Annotated in this window: 15 protein-coding genes; 9 read left to right on the top strand and 6 right to left on the bottom strand. The window is 72.7% G+C overall.

The features are described 5' to 3' along the window. The first annotated feature begins 46 nt into the window (after positions 1–46). On the top strand, positions 47–796 hold the full coding sequence (locus tag ACFYX3_RS01310) for a TIGR00730 family Rossman fold protein (RefSeq protein ID WP_041131091.1): 750 nt from the start codon (positions 47–49) through the stop codon (positions 794–796). A gap of 68 nt (positions 797–864) precedes the next feature. On the opposite strand, the gene folP is transcribed toward ACFYX3_RS01310, so the two are convergent. Next, positions 865–1,725: a dihydropteroate synthase gene (gene folP, locus ACFYX3_RS01305; protein WP_389006964.1), complete on the bottom strand. Its 861-nt coding sequence runs from the start codon at positions 1,723–1,725 to the stop codon at positions 865–867. Positions 1,726–1,827: 102 nt separating this feature from the next. Here folP and ACFYX3_RS01300 point away from each other — a divergent pair, with 102 nt between their 5' ends. Together ACFYX3_RS01300 and ACFYX3_RS01295 are read left to right on the top strand one after the other, a co-directional pair. Continuing rightward, positions 1,828–2,160: a hypothetical protein gene (locus tag ACFYX3_RS01300; RefSeq protein ID WP_389006962.1), complete on the top strand. Its 333-nt coding sequence runs from the start codon at positions 1,828–1,830 to the stop codon at positions 2,158–2,160. Continuing rightward, entirely contained in the window at positions 2,157–2,741 is a 585-nt protein-coding gene (locus tag ACFYX3_RS01295; RefSeq protein ID WP_389006960.1) for a DNA-3-methyladenine glycosylase I, read from the top strand. Before ACFYX3_RS01300 ends, ACFYX3_RS01295 begins: the two co-directional genes overlap by 4 nt. Before the next feature lie 39 nt (positions 2,742–2,780). Here the strand turns inward: ACFYX3_RS01295 and ACFYX3_RS01290 are convergent, their stop codons facing one another. The 3 genes from ACFYX3_RS01290 to ACFYX3_RS01280 all read right to left on the bottom strand — a co-directional run bounded on the left by ACFYX3_RS01290 (position 2,781) and on the right by ACFYX3_RS01280 (position 6,168). Then, complete coding sequence (locus ACFYX3_RS01290) at positions 2,781–4,007, bottom strand: FG-GAP-like repeat-containing protein (protein ID WP_389006958.1); 1,227 nt, start codon at positions 4,005–4,007, stop codon at positions 2,781–2,783. A 29-nt stretch (positions 4,008–4,036) separates the two neighbouring features. Continuing rightward, positions 4,037–5,281: an FG-GAP-like repeat-containing protein gene (locus ACFYX3_RS01285; protein WP_389006956.1), complete on the bottom strand. Its 1,245-nt coding sequence runs from the start codon at positions 5,279–5,281 to the stop codon at positions 4,037–4,039. An 83-nt stretch (positions 5,282–5,364) separates the two neighbouring features. Next, complete coding sequence (locus tag ACFYX3_RS01280; RefSeq protein ID WP_389006955.1) at positions 5,365–6,168, bottom strand: enoyl-CoA hydratase/isomerase family protein; 804 nt, start codon at positions 6,166–6,168, stop codon at positions 5,365–5,367. A 312-nt stretch (positions 6,169–6,480) separates the two neighbouring features. Between ACFYX3_RS01280 and ACFYX3_RS01275 the strand changes: the two genes are divergently transcribed. Beyond that, the gene (locus tag ACFYX3_RS01275; RefSeq protein WP_009997451.1) at positions 6,481–6,648 is read left to right on the top strand and encodes a DUF3117 domain-containing protein; all 168 of its coding nucleotides are present in this window, start codon (positions 6,481–6,483) and stop codon (positions 6,646–6,648) included. A gap of 135 nt (positions 6,649–6,783) precedes the next feature. Here the strand turns inward: ACFYX3_RS01275 and ACFYX3_RS01270 are convergent, their stop codons facing one another. Beyond that, on the bottom strand, positions 6,784–7,449 hold the full coding sequence (locus ACFYX3_RS01270; RefSeq protein ID WP_352028123.1) for an O-methyltransferase: 666 nt from the start codon (positions 7,447–7,449) through the stop codon (positions 6,784–6,786). A gap of 141 nt (positions 7,450–7,590) precedes the next feature. Between ACFYX3_RS01270 and sigE the strand changes: the two genes are divergently transcribed. The 5 genes from sigE (at position 7,591) to ACFYX3_RS01245 (ending at position 12,518) form a co-directional block, all read left to right on the top strand. Beyond that, on the top strand, positions 7,591–8,349 hold the full coding sequence (sigE, locus tag ACFYX3_RS01265; RefSeq protein ID WP_078908486.1) for an RNA polymerase sigma factor SigE: 759 nt from the start codon (positions 7,591–7,593) through the stop codon (positions 8,347–8,349). Next, on the top strand, positions 8,346–9,269 hold the full coding sequence (locus tag ACFYX3_RS01260; RefSeq protein ID WP_385659411.1) for an anti-sigma factor family protein: 924 nt from the start codon (positions 8,346–8,348) through the stop codon (positions 9,267–9,269). Before sigE ends, ACFYX3_RS01260 begins: the two co-directional genes overlap by 4 nt. Positions 9,270–9,344: 75 nt before the next feature. Next, a complete protein-coding gene (locus ACFYX3_RS01255) occupies positions 9,345–11,291 on the top strand; it encodes a S1C family serine protease (protein WP_389006950.1) in 1,947 nt (648 codons plus the stop codon). A gap of 91 nt (positions 11,292–11,382) precedes the next feature. Beyond that, the gene (locus ACFYX3_RS01250; RefSeq protein ID WP_389006948.1) at positions 11,383–11,838 is read left to right on the top strand and encodes a sec-independent translocase; all 456 of its coding nucleotides are present in this window, start codon (positions 11,383–11,385) and stop codon (positions 11,836–11,838) included. A 74-nt stretch (positions 11,839–11,912) separates the two neighbouring features. After that, the gene (locus ACFYX3_RS01245) at positions 11,913–12,518 is read left to right on the top strand and encodes a hypothetical protein (RefSeq protein ID WP_376588372.1); all 606 of its coding nucleotides are present in this window, start codon (positions 11,913–11,915) and stop codon (positions 12,516–12,518) included. Positions 12,519–12,564: 46 nt separating this feature from the next. On the opposite strand, the gene ACFYX3_RS01240 is transcribed toward ACFYX3_RS01245, so the two are convergent. Then, entirely contained in the window at positions 12,565–13,698 is a 1,134-nt protein-coding gene (locus tag ACFYX3_RS01240; RefSeq protein WP_116159000.1) for an Mrp/NBP35 family ATP-binding protein, read from the bottom strand. Positions 13,699–13,708 lie beyond the last annotated feature (10 nt).

Raw genomic sequence — 13,708 nt, 5'->3', positions numbered from 1 at the left:
CGCTGACCCCACCAGAAGATCGTCGGTTCGACGGAGGGAGCAGGCCATGGGTATCCCTGAGGGGGAGACGAAGCCGGAGGAGCAGCGGCTCGGACCGGTGCTCAGGCGCAGGGACCAGGTCCAGCCGGGCACCACGGACCAGCGGCTGCTCGACACCGAGGGCGACTCGGAGTGGGTGCACACCGACCCCTGGCGGGTCATGCGCATCCAGTCCGAGTTCGTCGAGGGCTTCGGCGCCCTCGCCGAACTGCCGAGCGCGATCAGCGTCTTCGGCTCGGCCCGCACGAAGCCGGACTCGCCCGAGTACGAGGCGGGCGTACGGATCGGCCGGGCGCTCGTCGAGGCCGGCTTCGCGGTCATCACGGGCGGCGGCCCGGGCGCCATGGAGGCGGCCAACAAGGGAGCCAGGGAGGCCAAGGGCGTCTCGGTCGGCCTCGGCATCGAGCTCCCCTTCGAGCAGGGGCTCAACCCGCACGTCGACATCGGCGTGAACTTCCGCTACTTCTTCGTCCGCAAGACGATGTTCGTGAAGTACGCGCAGGGCTTCGTCGTCCTGCCCGGCGGCCTCGGCACCCTCGACGAGCTCTTCGAGGCGCTCACCCTGGTCCAGACCCGCAAGGTCACCCGCTTCCCGATCGTGCTCTTCGGCACGGAGTACTGGAAGGGCCTGGTCGACTGGCTCCGCGACTCGGTCGTCGCGGGCGGCAAGGCGAGCGAACGCGACCTCCTCCTCTTCCACGTCACGGACGACGTGGAGGAGGCGGTGGCGCTGGTGACGAAGGAGGTCGGCCGCTAGCCGTTGTGGGCAGTGGGCACAGCCCCCGGTGCCGGGCGCCCGTTGTTCGGACCCCGGCCCCGTGGGGGCTACGCCAGCCCGCGCCGGGCCACCGCGGGCGCGCGGTGCCCCGCGATCGACGCCACCATGTCGAGCACCTGCCTGGTCTCCGCGACCTCGTGCACCCGGTACACCTGCGCCCCCAGCCACGCCGACACCGCCGTCGTCGCCAACGTGCCGAGGACCCGCTCCTTGACCGGACGGTCCAGGGTCTCGCCCACGAAGTCCTTGTTCGACAGGGACACGAGGACGGGCCACCCCGTCTCCGTCATCTCGCCGAGGCGGCGCGTCGCCTCCAGGCTGTGCCGGGTGTTCTTCCCGAAGTCGTGACCGGGGTCGATCATGATCCCGTCCCGCCGCACGCCGAGCGAGGCCGCGCGCTCCGCGAGGCCCACCGTGACGCGCAGGATGTCGGCCATCACGTCCTCGTACTCCACCCGGTGCGGTCGCGTACGCGGCTCCGCGCCGCCCGCGTGCGTGCAGACGAGCCCCGCGCCGTACTTCGCGGCGACCTCGGCGAGCCGCGGGTCGACGCCGCCCCAGGCGTCGTTCAGGACGTCCGCCCCGGCCTCGCACACCGCCTCGCCGACGTCCGCCCGCCAGGTGTCGACGCTGATCACCACGTCGGGGTGGCGCCTGCGGACCTCGGAGACGAAGCCGACCGTGCGCCGCGCCTCCTCCTCGGCCGTCACCTCCTCGCCGGGGCCCGCCTTCACCCCGCCGATGTCGATGATCGCCGCCCCCTCCGCCACCGCCTGCTCGACCCGGGCGAGCGCCGGCTCGTCGCGGAAGGTCGCGCCCTGGTCGTAGAAGGAGTCGGGGGTCCGGTTCACGATCGCCATGATCACCGGCTCGTGCGGCCCGAATTCACGCCGTCCCAAGCGCAGCATCCCTTATGTCCTCCCTCGCGTCCGTTCGCCTGCGACCCTAACCGTCGGTGGCGCATGGCACGATCGGCACGGGACGTTTTCCACTCCGGGGAGAGGCGCGCAGTGTTCTGGTTTCTGCTCATCACGATGGTCGTGGTCGTGGCCGCGGTGACCCTCGCCGTGGTCGGCGGCGGCGACAGCGAGGTGCTGCCCGAGGTGGCGCCCGAGCAGCTCGTCGACCCGCTCCCGGCCGCCCGCCCGGTGGACCGCGCCGACGTCGAGGCGCTGCGTCTCCCCGTCGCGGCGCGCGGCTACCGGATGGCCGACGTGGACGACGTCCTCGTACGGCTCGGCGCCGAGCTCGCGGAGCGCGACGCCCGGATCGCCGAGCTGGAGGAGGCGCTCGCGGGCGCGGCCCCCGGCGGCGACGCCGACACCGAGGGCGGCGAGAAGTGACGGGCGAGGCGATCCCCGGCCCCGACGGGCGGCTGCGCTGCCCCTGGGGCCTGTCGACCGAGGACTACGTCGCGTACCACGACGAGGAGTGGGGCCGCCCGGTCCACGGCGACGACGCGCTGTTCGAGCGGCTCTGTCTGGAGGCCTTCCAGTCGGGCCTGTCGTGGATCACGATCCTGCGCCGCCGCGAGGGCTTCCGGCGCGCCTTCGCCGGCTTCGAGATCGCTTCGGTCGCCGCGTTCGGCGAGGCGGACCGCGAGCGGCTCCTCGCCGACGAGGGCATCATCCGCAACCGCGCCAAGGTCGACGCGACCCTGGCCAACGCGAAGCTGCTCGCCGGCTGGTCGCCGGGCGAGCTCGACGCGTTGATCTGGTCGTACGCCCCGGACCCGGCGACCCGCTCGGCGCCGCTCACGCTCGCCGAGGTCCCCGCGGTCACGGACGGGTCGACGGCCCTGTCCAAGGCCCTCAAGAAGCGCGGCCTCCGCTTCATCGGCCCCACCACGGCGTACGCCCTGATGCAGGCCTGCGGGCTGGTCGACGACCACCTGAAGGGCTGTGTGGCCCGGGGCGACCACTAGCCCGGGGCGACCACTGGGGGCGCCCCGGGCGCGCGTCCGTCAGAAGACGTGGACGCGCTCGGCGGTGTCCCAGCCCATGTCGGCCTGCGGGCCGCCGATGCCACCGCGGCCGTTGCCGGGGTAGATGTAGAGCTGGTTCCAGTCGATCGGCCGCATCAGGTCCGACGTGCCGTCGCCCGTCACGTCGCCGACGGAGAAGACGGGGGCGTCCGACGGCCAGGCGTACGGCAGCTTGGTGCGGGCGCCGAACGCGCCGCGGCCGTTGCCCGGGTAGAGCCAGAGGCCCCGCGAGCCGTCCCGGGCGACCAGGTCGGACTTGCCGTCGCCCGTCATGTCGCCGGGCGCCACGAGCCGGTTCATGGCGTTCCAGCCGCCGCCGACCTTCTTGCGGGCACCGAACCAGCCGCGGCCGTTGCCCGGGTACGTCCACAGGACACCGGCGGTGTCCCGGGCGACCAGGTCGCGCCGACCGTCACCGGTGATGTCACCGACGGCCTTGAGCTCCTTCATGGTGTTCCAGCCGCTGCCGACCTTCACGCGGGGCTTGAAGTAGCCGCGGCCGTTGCCCGGGTAGAACCACAGGACGCCGGACCGGTCGCGCGCGAAGACGTCCTCGTTGCGGTCGCCGTTGTAGTCGCCGTGCCGGACGATCTGCGTCATGGCGTTCCAGCCGCCGCCGATCAGCACGCCCTTGGGCGGGGTGTCCCAGCTGGCCGAGTAGCCGTGGAGGTACCACAGTCGGCCGTCGTCGGCCCGCTCGAGGAGGTCGGGCCGGGAGTCGTTGTTCAGGTCGCCGAACTGCGCGGCGGCGGGAAGGCCGGTGGGACGCTTCTCCTGCGGCCACCAGTCCATCCAGGCGACGCCGCTGCTGGCCTCCCAGGCGGTGGTCGCCACGCGGATCGAGCTGATCCGGTTGTCGAGCTGGCCCATGATCGAGCCGTCGAAGCTGACCCCGCCGTTGTGCGGGTCCATGACCAGGGAGTCGCCGCCCCGGTAGTTCGCGTCGACGCTGAGCACGGCGTGCAGCGCGGAGTTGTTGACGACGCTGGAGATCGTGTTGTCCCAGGCGCCGAGAGTGGACTGGCTGGACGAGATGACCTTCATCTCGCCCTTGTAGTCGCGGTACTGGAAGACGCACAGCCGCCCGGACGGGCAGCGCTCCTCGCCGGCGGAGGCCGGGGGAGCGGTGGTCATCAGGGTCGCGAGGGACGCCGCCGTGGTGACGGCGGCGGCCAGGGCGCGACGGCCCCGGTTGCTGCGGATCATGGATCGGAATCCGTTCACGAAGAGGAGAGTCAGAAGGCGAAGCCGGCGGACCGGATGGCGCCGAGGTCCCGGGGCGCGAGGAGGTGTCCGTCGGCGGTGCCGGGGTAGACGAGGAGCCGGACCCGGCCCTCGTAGGACTCCCTGCCGCGGGCGTGCGCCACCACGTCGGGGCGTCCGTCGCCGGTGACGTCGCCGAGGCCGGCCAGCTCGGCGTGGCTGTTCCAGCCGCCGGTGCCGATGAGCTTGCGCGCGGTGAACCAGCCGCTGCCGTTGCCCGGGTAGAGCCAGAGCTTGCCCGCGGTGTCGCGGGCGACCAGGTCGGCCTTCTTGTCGGAGTTCATGTCGCCGGCGCCGACGAGCTCGTTGATCGTCTTCCAGCCGCCGCCGACCTTCTTGCGGGCGCCGAACCAGCCGCGCCCGTTGCCCGGGTACGTCCACAAGACGCCGTCGCCGTCGGAGGCGAGCAGGTCGGCCTTGCCGTCGCCGGTGAGGTCACCGGCCGCGGCGAGGTCCCGCATGCCGTTCCAGCCGCCGCCGATCTTGACGCGGGGCTTGAACCAGCCCTGGCCGTTGCCGGGGTAGAGCCAGAGGACGCCGGCCTTGTCGCGGGCGAGGACGTCCTCGTTGCGGTCGCCGTCGTAGTCGCCGTGCCGGGTCAGCTTGGTCATGCCGTCCCAGCCGCCGCCGACGAGCAGGTTCCGGCCGGGGCTCGTGTAGGCGTGGGACGTCCACAGCTGGCCGACCAGGTTGCGCGCGGCGACGTCGGCGTACCCGTCGTGGTTCAGGTCGCCGAACGCGCCGGACGCCGGGAGCGTGGCGGGACGCGGACGCGGGTTGTCGTAGAGGACCGGGTAGCGGCTCTCGGAGCCGCAGAAGTCGTCCGCCTCGGGGCCGACGTCCACGGAGCTGACCGCCCGGTCGAACTCCGGGTAGGCGCTCTCGTCGAAGGACTCCGACGTGTAGAAGTGCGTGGAGCCCTCGGGGTCGAGCCCCGGCCGCGGGAAGAAGCAGACCGCGTCGGAGAACCCGGGAAGCCTCACGATGAAGGACCGGATGCGGTTGTCCCAGGAGCCGAGCGACAGCATCGGCTTCCGGATGACGATCATGTCGCCCTGGTACTGCGGCTGGCTGAAGCCGCACACGGCGTTGTCGGGACACCGGTCCCAGCCGTCCGTCGCGAGCGCCGGAGAGGACAGGGCGGTGGCGGACAGGCCCAAGGCCACGCCCGCCGTGAGCGCGCCGCGAAGAAGGCGCGCGGAAGGAGAAGGACGCACGGAACCCCCCAGGTGTGTGCGTACAAGTGGTGAGCGGATCCTATAGACCCGCCCACCCCCGTACGAACGGGTTCCGGGGCTGCTCAGCGGCCCAGATACCGCGGCTTCTCCTTCGCGATGAACGCGCGGACCGCGATCGTGTGGTCCTCCGAGGCGCCCGCCAGGGACTGGAGCTCCTCCTCCTTGTCGAGGGCCTCCGTGAGGGAGTGGTCGGCGCCGTAGGCGAGGGACTCCTTCAGCGCCGCGTACGCCACGGTCGGGCCCGCCGCGAGCTTCCGGGCCACCTTCTCCGCCTCGGTGGCCAGGTCGGCGGCCGGGACCAGGCGGTTCACGACGCCCAGCTCGTACGCCTCCTGCGCGGAGATCGAGCGCGGGAAGAGCAGCAGGTCGGAGGCCCGGCTCGCGCCGATGAGCCGCGGCAGGGTCCACGACACGCCCGAGTCGGCGGTGAGCGCCACGCCCGCGAAGGCGGTGCTGAAGGAGGCCGTGTCCGCGACCACCCGGTAGTCGGCGGCGAGCGCGAAGCCGAAGCCGGCCCCGGCGGCGACGCCGTTCACGCCCGCGACGACCGGCTTGCGCATGCCGGTGAGCGCGCGCACGATCGGGTTGTAGTGGTCACGGACCGTGTTCATGGTCTCGCTCGTGCCGGACTCCTGGTCCGCCGCGAGCAGCCCGATGTGCTCCTTCAGGTCCTGGCCCACGCAGAACGCCCGGTCGCCGGCGGCCGTCAGCAGCACCGCCCGTACGGCCGGGTCGGCCGCGGCCGTCTCCGCGGCGTCACGGAGGGCGACCTTGGTCGCCACGTTCAGTGCGTTCATGGCCTCGGGCCGGTTGAGCGTGATGGTGGCGAGCCCGTCGCTCACCTCGTACAGCACCGTGTCGGCCATCGGGATCCCTTCGCCTCATTGCGTGGTTGACCTGCCCAGCATGGCGGAGATCACCCGCGCCGCCCATGTGAGCTGCGTCAAAGATTGAAGGGAGACGTTCCGACGTCGAGCGGCGCAGTATCGCAGGCCGATCCCCGAAATGTGGGGTTTTGAGAGAGCGCGTTGCGCAAGCGATGCCGAGCGATGTTGGTCATCGGGTCCTGCCATGCGGGATAATGACCTGGAAGCAATGTGTTCGAAGCCGGTGACGCGTGCTCCACACCAAGGAGCTGCCCGGCTGACGATGAGCTGGTTTCAGGAAGGGGAACAAGCATGGCGGCCATGAAGCCGCGGACGGGTGACGGCCCGCTCGAGGTGACCAAGGAGGGGCGGGGCATCGTCATGCGCGTTCCGCTCGAAGGCGGCGGTCGGCTTGTCGTCGAGCTGACCCCGGACGAGGCCGAGGCGCTGGGCGACGCCCTCAAGAAGGTCGTCGGCTGACCCTCTTCTCCACGATTCCTGAGCGCTGCCCCGGTACGGTCCGCCGTACCGGGGCAGCGGTGTCTCCGGGGGCGGTACGTCCCCGGTCGGTGGCGCGGTCCGGGGCGGTGCGGCCCGGGGAGCGCTCGGGGGCCGTCAGCCGCGGCGTACCGCGCACAGCAGGCCGTCGCCCACCGGCAGCAGTGAGGGCACGAGTTCCTGGCTCTCCCGCACCGCGCGCAGCAGCTCCCGGATCCGCTGGACCTCCGCCGGCTGGGCGCCCGAATCGACCGTGCGGCCCTCCGCGAAGACGCCCTCGAAGCAGACGAGACCCCCCGGTCGCAGCAGGCGCAACGATTCAGCGAGATAGTCCAGGTACTCCAGCCGGTCGCCGTCGCAGAACACCAGGTCGTACCCGCCGTCCGCGAGCCGCGGCAGCACGTCCAGGGCGCGGCCGGGGATGAAACGGGCCCGGTTGCCCGCGAAGCCGGCCGCCCGGAACGCCGTCTTGGCCAGCTGCTGCCGCTCCGGCTGGAGGTCCACCGTCGTCAGCACGCCGTCCGGCCGCATCCCGAGCAGCAGGTAGATGCCGGACACGCCCGTGCCGGTGCCGATCTCCGCCACCGCCTTGGCGTCCGCCGTCGCCGCGAGCAGGCGCAGCGCCCCACCGGTGCCCGGGGACACCGAGGGCAGCCCTGCCTCCCGGGCCCGCTCACGGGCCCAGCGCAGGGCTTCGTCCTCGGCGACGAAGGCGTCGGCGAACGACCAGCTCGTCGACCGGTTGGCGGTAATGGCCCTCTCCTGTCCCCGTAGTTGACGCAACGGTGACTGTATCCGCTGTCAGCGGGAACCCGCAGATGGGACCGGGCGTTCACCAGGGGAAGGACGCGGAGGAGGACGCCGGGCGAGCCGGTTCCAAATTCGCGTAAAGATTCTTATCCGGAGCTAACGGGCGAGGTGGCTATGGTAGGGGCTCCACTGGACACCACCAGAGCCGACAGGGGAGGTGCGGCTGCGCCTGTGGATCGGGGAGGAGTGCTTCGGCGTCTTCTCAGGTCGGCGGGTGAGCCGAAATCCGTGACCGACACCGCTGACCGTTTCCGCACCACCGACTCCGCTCCCACCACCGCGACCTTCGCATCGGACGCGGAATCGCAGGCGTGGACCCCTCCCACCTGGGAGGAGATCGTCAGCACGCACAGTGGCCGGGTCTACCGCCTCGCCTACCGCCTGACGGGCAACCAGCACGACGCCGAGGACCTGACCCAGGAGGTCTTCGTCCGCGTCTTCCGCTCGCTGTCGACGTACACCCCGGGCACCTTCGAGGGCTGGCTGCACCGCATCACCACCAACCTGTTCCTCGACATGGTCCGCCGCAAGCAGCGCATCCGCTTCGACGCGCTCGCCGACGACGCGGCCGAGCGGCTGCCCAGCCGCGAGCCCTCGCCGCAGCAGGCGTTCAACGACACGCACTTCGACGCCGACGTGCAGCAGGCCCTCGACACCCTCGCGCCCGAGTTCCGCGCGGCGGTCGTCCTCTGCGACATCGAAGGCCTCTCGTACGAGGAGATCGCCGCGACCCTCGGGGTGAAGCTCGGCACCGTCCGCAGCCGCATCCACCGCGGCCGCTCCCACCTGCGCAAGGCGCTCAAGCACCGCTCGCCCGAGGCCCGGGCGGAGCGTGCCCTCGCCTCCGTCGGATGGGAGGCAGGGACAGCGTGAGCGGCACACGTCCCCCGTCGCCGACCCCCGCGGAACACCACCTCGGGGACCGGCTGGCCGCGCTCGTCGACGGCGAGCTCGGCCACGACGCCCGCGAGCGGGTCCTCGCGCACCTCGCGACCTGCGCCCGCTGCAAGGCCGAGGCGGACGCCCAGCGCACGCTGAAGAGCGTCTTCGCCTCCGCGGCCCCTCCGCCGCCCTCCGAGGGCTTCCTCGCCCGGCTCCAGGGTCTTCCCGGGGGTCCCGGTGAGCCCGGCGGGCCGCGCGGGCCCCTCGAAGAGCTCCTCGGTGCGGGCGGAGTGAAGTCGGACGGCTTCGCCACCGCCGCCGTCGTCACCCCGCGCCCCGGCACCCCCGGGGCGGCCTTCGGCATCCACAGCGTCGGCTACCGCCCCACCGGGACCTCCGGCCGGGGGCGGCGCTTCGCGTTCGCCGCGGCCAGCGCCGTGTCGTTCGCGGCGATCGCCCTCGGCGGCACGCTGCCCCTCGAGACCTCGGTGAGCGCGAGCGCGCGCGGTGGCCAGGGCGCGGGCAGCGCGGTCACACCGATGCGGACCACCGCGACCGGCGGCGGCCCGAGCGTCGCGACCGGGCGCGGCACGCGTTCCGGTGAGCGTTCGGGTGCCCGGTCCGTCGGCGACGCCGAGCCGCTCGCCGCGGTGACCCCGGCCGCGGTCCCGCAGGGCCCGGTCGTCGCCGCGGCCCAGGGCACGGTCCCGTCGGGCGCGGTCCCGCCGGACGCGGTGCGCTCCGCCGCCGCGCCGTTCGTGGCCGTACGCCTCCGGAACCAGGCCCCGCAGTCGCTCCTCGCGCTCTCGCCGTTCATACGGCCGACGGCCCCGGCCCTCCAGTTGGCCTTCGCCCCCGGGCCCGGCCCGATGGCGAGCCCGACGACCGGACCGCTCGGCTCCCACCGCTGACCCGCGACCTGGTTGAATCCAGGGGCAGGGCGCCCGACCCAGGGGCGCGGACGGGTCAGCGGTTGCGGGGAGAGCATGAACAACGGGAAGCCGAACTGGTGGAGCCGGCCTTCGAGCACACCGGAGGCGGCACGCATACCCGACGAGGCCGACGGCGACTTCCCGCTGCCCGCGCCCCAGCCGACCCCGAACCAGGAGCCGCCCGCTCCGGCCGGGCCGCCGCCGTCGGCGGCCGCCGTGACGGAGCCCGCGCCGCAGCCGGCCGCGCCCGAGGCGCCGGAAGCCGAGCCGCAGGGGGCCGAGCGGCAGGCCCCGCAGGCCGAGCCGCTCGTGGCCGAGCCAGTGGCAGCCGAGGCCGAGCAGACGGGGGAGCCGCAGGCCCCCGCCGTGGATATGACGAAGTCCGCGTCGGCGTCGGCCTCCGCCGCCGCACCTGCGGCGGAGCCGGCTTCCGCGCCTGCGACGACGTCCGCGGCACCTGCGACGGAGCCGACCGCCGCGTCCGCGCCCGCCGGCGTACCCCCCACCGAGTCGGCTCCCGCGCCGGCCGTGGATATGACGAAGTCCGCGCCCGCGGCCCCGGCGGAGCCGAGCGCCGCTCCCGAGCCCGCCGCCGTACCTCCGGCGGAGCCGGCCCCCGTGCTCGTCGGGGCCGAGGCCCACGCGCCCGCGCGGCAGCCGTTGCACACGCCTGACGAGTACCGCACGCCGCCCTACGGTGAGCCGGGGCCCTGGGCGCCCGCGCCGCCCGTGCAGCGCCCGGCTGCCTCCGTACCGCCTCAGGCACACCCGCACCCGCACCCGCAGGCGCACGTCCAGCCGCAGGTCGTCGCCGCCGCGCCCTGGGTGCAGTACGACCCCTGGGGCGCCCCGGGTGCCGCTCCCGCGCCCGCGCCCGCGAAGAAGTCCCGCAAGGGGCTCGCCCTCGCCGGGGCGCTCGTCTTCGCCCTCGTCACCGGCGTCATCGGCGGCGGCATCGGCGCGTACGTCGAGCGGAACGGCGGGCTCACCACCGTCGAGCTGCCGCAGGCCGAGGCCGGGGACACCGGCCGCGCCCCCGACAGCGTCGCCGGCATCGCCGCCAGCGCCCTGCCCGGCGTCGTCACCCTGCACGTCCGGGGCAACGGCTCCTCCGGCACCGGCACCGGCTTCGTCCTCGACGACAAGGGCCACATCCTCACCAACAACCACGTCGTCGACGGCGCCGCGTCCTCCGGTGACATCTCGGTGACCTTCTCCAGCGGCGAGACCGCCCGCGCCAAGCTCATCGGCAAGGACACCGGCTACGACCTGGCCGTCGTCCAGGTCACCGGCGTCTCCGGCCTCAAGGCGCTCCCGCTCGGCAACTCCGACAACGTCCGCGTCGGCGACCCCGTCGTCGCCATCGGCGCCCCCTTCGACCTGTCCAACACCGTCACCTCCGGCATCATCAGCGCCAAGGAGCGCCCGATCACCGCCGGCGGCGAGAAGGGCGACGGCAGCGACATCAGCTACGTCGACGCGCTGCAGACCGACGCCCCGATCAACCCCGGCAACTCCGGCGGCCCGCTGCTCGACTCCAAGGCCCGGGTCGTCGGCATCAACAGCGCGATCCGCGCCGCCGGCGGCGGCTCCGGAGACGGCGAGGGAGGCGCGAGCCAGCCCGGCTCCATCGGTCTCGGCTTCGCCATACCGATCAACCAGGGCAAGCGCGTCGCCGAGGAGCTCATCAACACCGGCAAGGCCACCCACCCCGTCATCGGTGTGAGCCTCGACATGCAGTTCAACGGCGACGGCGCCCGCGTCGGCGAGAAGGGCAAGGACGGCTCCGCCTCCATCACCGCCGGCGGCCCCGCCGCCAAGGCCGGACTCCGCCCGGGGGACGTCATCACCCGGGTCGACGGCCAGCGCGTGCACAACGGCGAGGAGCTCATCGTGAAGATCCGCGCCCACCGTCCCGGCGACAAGCTGGAACTCACCCTGAGCCGCGACGGCAAAGAGCTGACAAAGACGTTGACGCTCGGATCCTCCCAGGGCACCTGAGCGCCATGTCGCGGACGCCACGAGGTACCCGTCCGACAGTTTGGGCGGGTACCGTGGACCGGGCCCTGGACCGGCGTGAAGGAGCTACTAGGTGTTCAGCGACATAGGCGCACTCGAGCTGGTGACGCTCGTGGTCCTCGCCGTGCTCGTCTTCGGGCCGGACAAGCTCCCGAAGGTGATCCAGGACGTCTCGCGCTTCATCCGGAAGATCCGAGAGTTCTCCGACAGCGCGAAGCAGGACATCCGCAGCGAGCTCGGTCCGGAGTTCAAGGACTTCGAGTTCGAGGACCTCAACCCCAAGACGTTCCTCCGCAAGCAGCTGGAGAGCAACGAGGACCTCAAGGAGCTCAAGGAGCTGCGCGGCACGTTCGACCTCAAGAAGGAGATGAACGAGGTCGCCGACGCAGTCCACGGCCGCGAGACCGCACCCGCGTCCTCGGCCGCGCCCGCCGCGGTCAACGGCTCCCCGGACCTGCTGAAGAAGCAGGACAAGCGAGACGATCCGGGCACTGCCGAGCGTCCTCCGTACGACTCGGACGCCACCTGACGACGGCCTGTCACCGACCGGCTCCTCCCTGGTGGCTATCCTCCCTCTGTTGACGGAACGAGGAGGCGGCCGGAATGAAGACGACGAGTCGGGTGGAAGCCGATGGCTTTCTGCGCGCACCCTTCGCCTGGTACGGGCTGGACGAGGCGTTCACCGGCCCGCGCCGGCTGATGCAGGTCGGTACGGCGGCGGACGGCACCGTCCAGCACGGCTCGATGGGCCACGGTGACGAGCCGTCGATAAAGTCCGAGGCCGGCGGCGCGGAGAAGGAGCGCTTCGCCGTCGTCGTGACGGTGGCCGCGAACCCCGTGCGCCGCACCGGGGACGGCACCGGCGTCCTGGACGCCACCACGGTCTCCTCGGCCGCCTGGCTGGCCGGCTCCGGGCTCCTGGCCCACACCTGGCCCGCCTCGCTCGACCACGCCCTGCGGGACCACTGGCTGGACCAGCAGACCGAGACGGCCTTCGAGCTCGCCGACGACCTCGACGGGCCGGCCTGGACGGGCCTCTCGCTGCCCGTGGACGGCGTGCCGGTGCCGTTCCACTACCGGGAGTCCGAGTTCGGGTGGGTGCTCGCCGGGTCCGCCGGGGATGTGCACATCGGGGCGTACGGGCGGGGGATGAGCGCGTACGGGCTCGGGTTCTCGCAGGTGAAGGACCTCGGCGCGTACGGCGCCTAGACACGACGGAGGGCGCCCCGTCGGGGGCGCCCTCCGTCGTGTCGTATCAGAACTTGTTGCGCGGCGTGATGCCCAGGCTCATGCCCGACAGGCCGCGCTGGCGGCCGCCGAGCTTGCCCGCGATGGCGCGGAGCGCCGCGCCCGCCGGGGAGTCGGGGTCGGAGAGGACGACCGGCTTGCCGTCGTCGCCGCCCTCGCGGAGCCGTACGTCGATCGGGATCGAGCCGAGGACCGGGACCGTCGCGCCCGTGGTCTGCGTCAGGCCGTCCGCGACCTTCTGGCCGCCGCCCGTGCCGAACACGTCGACCATCTCGTCGCAGTGCGGACACGGCAGGCCCGCCATGTTCTCGACGACGCCGACGATCTTCTGGTGGGTCTGCACGGCGATCGAGCCGGCCCGCTCGGCGACCTCGGCAGCGGCCTGCTGCGGGGTCGTGACGACGAGGATCTCCGCGTTCGGCACGAGCTGCGCGACCGAGATCGCGATGTCGCCGGTGCCCGGGGGCAGGTCGAGCAGCAGGACGTCCAGGTCGCCCCAGTACACGTCCGCGAGGAACTGCTGGAGCGCGCGGTGCAGCATCGGGCCGCGCCACACGACGGGCGCGTTGCCCGGGGTGAACATGCCGATGGAGATGACCTTCACGCCGTTCGCCGACGGCGGCATGATCATGTTCTCGACCTGGGTCGGACGGCCGTCCGCGCCCAGCATCCGCGGCACGCTGTGGCCGTAGATGTCGGCGTCGACGACACCGACCTTCAGACCGTCGGCGGCCATCGCCGCGGCCAGGTTCACGGTCACGGAGGACTTGCCGACGCCGCCCTTGCCGGACGCCACCGCGTACACCCGGGTCAGCGAGCCCGGCTTCGCGAAGGGCACCTCGCGCTCGGCGCTCGTGCCGCGCAGCGCCGCCGCCAGCTCCTTGCGCTGCTCGTCGCTCATCACGTCGAGCGAGACGTCGACGGAGGTGACGCCCTCGACCCGGGAGACGGCCTCGGTCACGCGCTGCGTGATGGTCTCGCGCATCGGGCACCCGGAGACCGTCAGGTAGACCGTGACGGCGACCCTGCCGTCCGGTTCGATCTCCACCGACTTGACCATGCCGAGCTCAGTGATCGGCTTGTTGATCTCAGGGTCGTTCACCGTCGCCAGTGCTTCGAGCACCGCGTCTTCCGTAGCCATACCGACGATG

Source organism: Streptomyces sp. NPDC002463 (assembly GCF_042889835.1).
Classification (GTDB): domain Bacteria; phylum Actinomycetota; class Actinomycetes; order Streptomycetales; family Streptomycetaceae; genus Streptomyces; species Streptomyces nymphaeiformis.
Note: the sequence above shows the minus strand (reverse complement) of the source record. Positions and strands in the feature narration are given on the sequence as shown.

Coding starts and splice junctions, on each gene's coding strand:
- ACFYX3_RS01280 (WP_389006955.1), bottom strand. CDS start 6,168: ATGGCCGACACGGTGCTGTACGAGGTGAGCGACGGGCTCGCCACCATC.
- ACFYX3_RS01310 (WP_041131091.1), top strand. CDS start 47: ATGGGTATCCCTGAGGGGGAGACGAAGCCGGAGGAGCAGCGGCTCGGA.
- folP (WP_389006964.1), bottom strand. CDS start 1,725: ATGCTGCGCTTGGGACGGCGTGAATTCGGGCCGCACGAGCCGGTGATC.
- ACFYX3_RS01275 (WP_009997451.1), top strand. CDS start 6,481: ATGGCGGCCATGAAGCCGCGGACGGGTGACGGCCCGCTCGAGGTGACC.
- ACFYX3_RS01240 (WP_116159000.1), bottom strand. CDS start 13,698: ATGGCTACGGAAGACGCGGTGCTCGAAGCACTGGCGACGGTGAACGAC.
- ACFYX3_RS01255 (WP_389006950.1), top strand. CDS start 9,345: ATGAACAACGGGAAGCCGAACTGGTGGAGCCGGCCTTCGAGCACACCG.
- ACFYX3_RS01290 (WP_389006958.1), bottom strand. CDS start 4,007: ATGATCCGCAGCAACCGGGGCCGTCGCGCCCTGGCCGCCGCCGTCACC.
- sigE (WP_078908486.1), top strand. CDS start 7,591: ATGGTAGGGGCTCCACTGGACACCACCAGAGCCGACAGGGGAGGTGCG.
- ACFYX3_RS01245 (WP_376588372.1), top strand. CDS start 11,913: ATGAAGACGACGAGTCGGGTGGAAGCCGATGGCTTTCTGCGCGCACCC.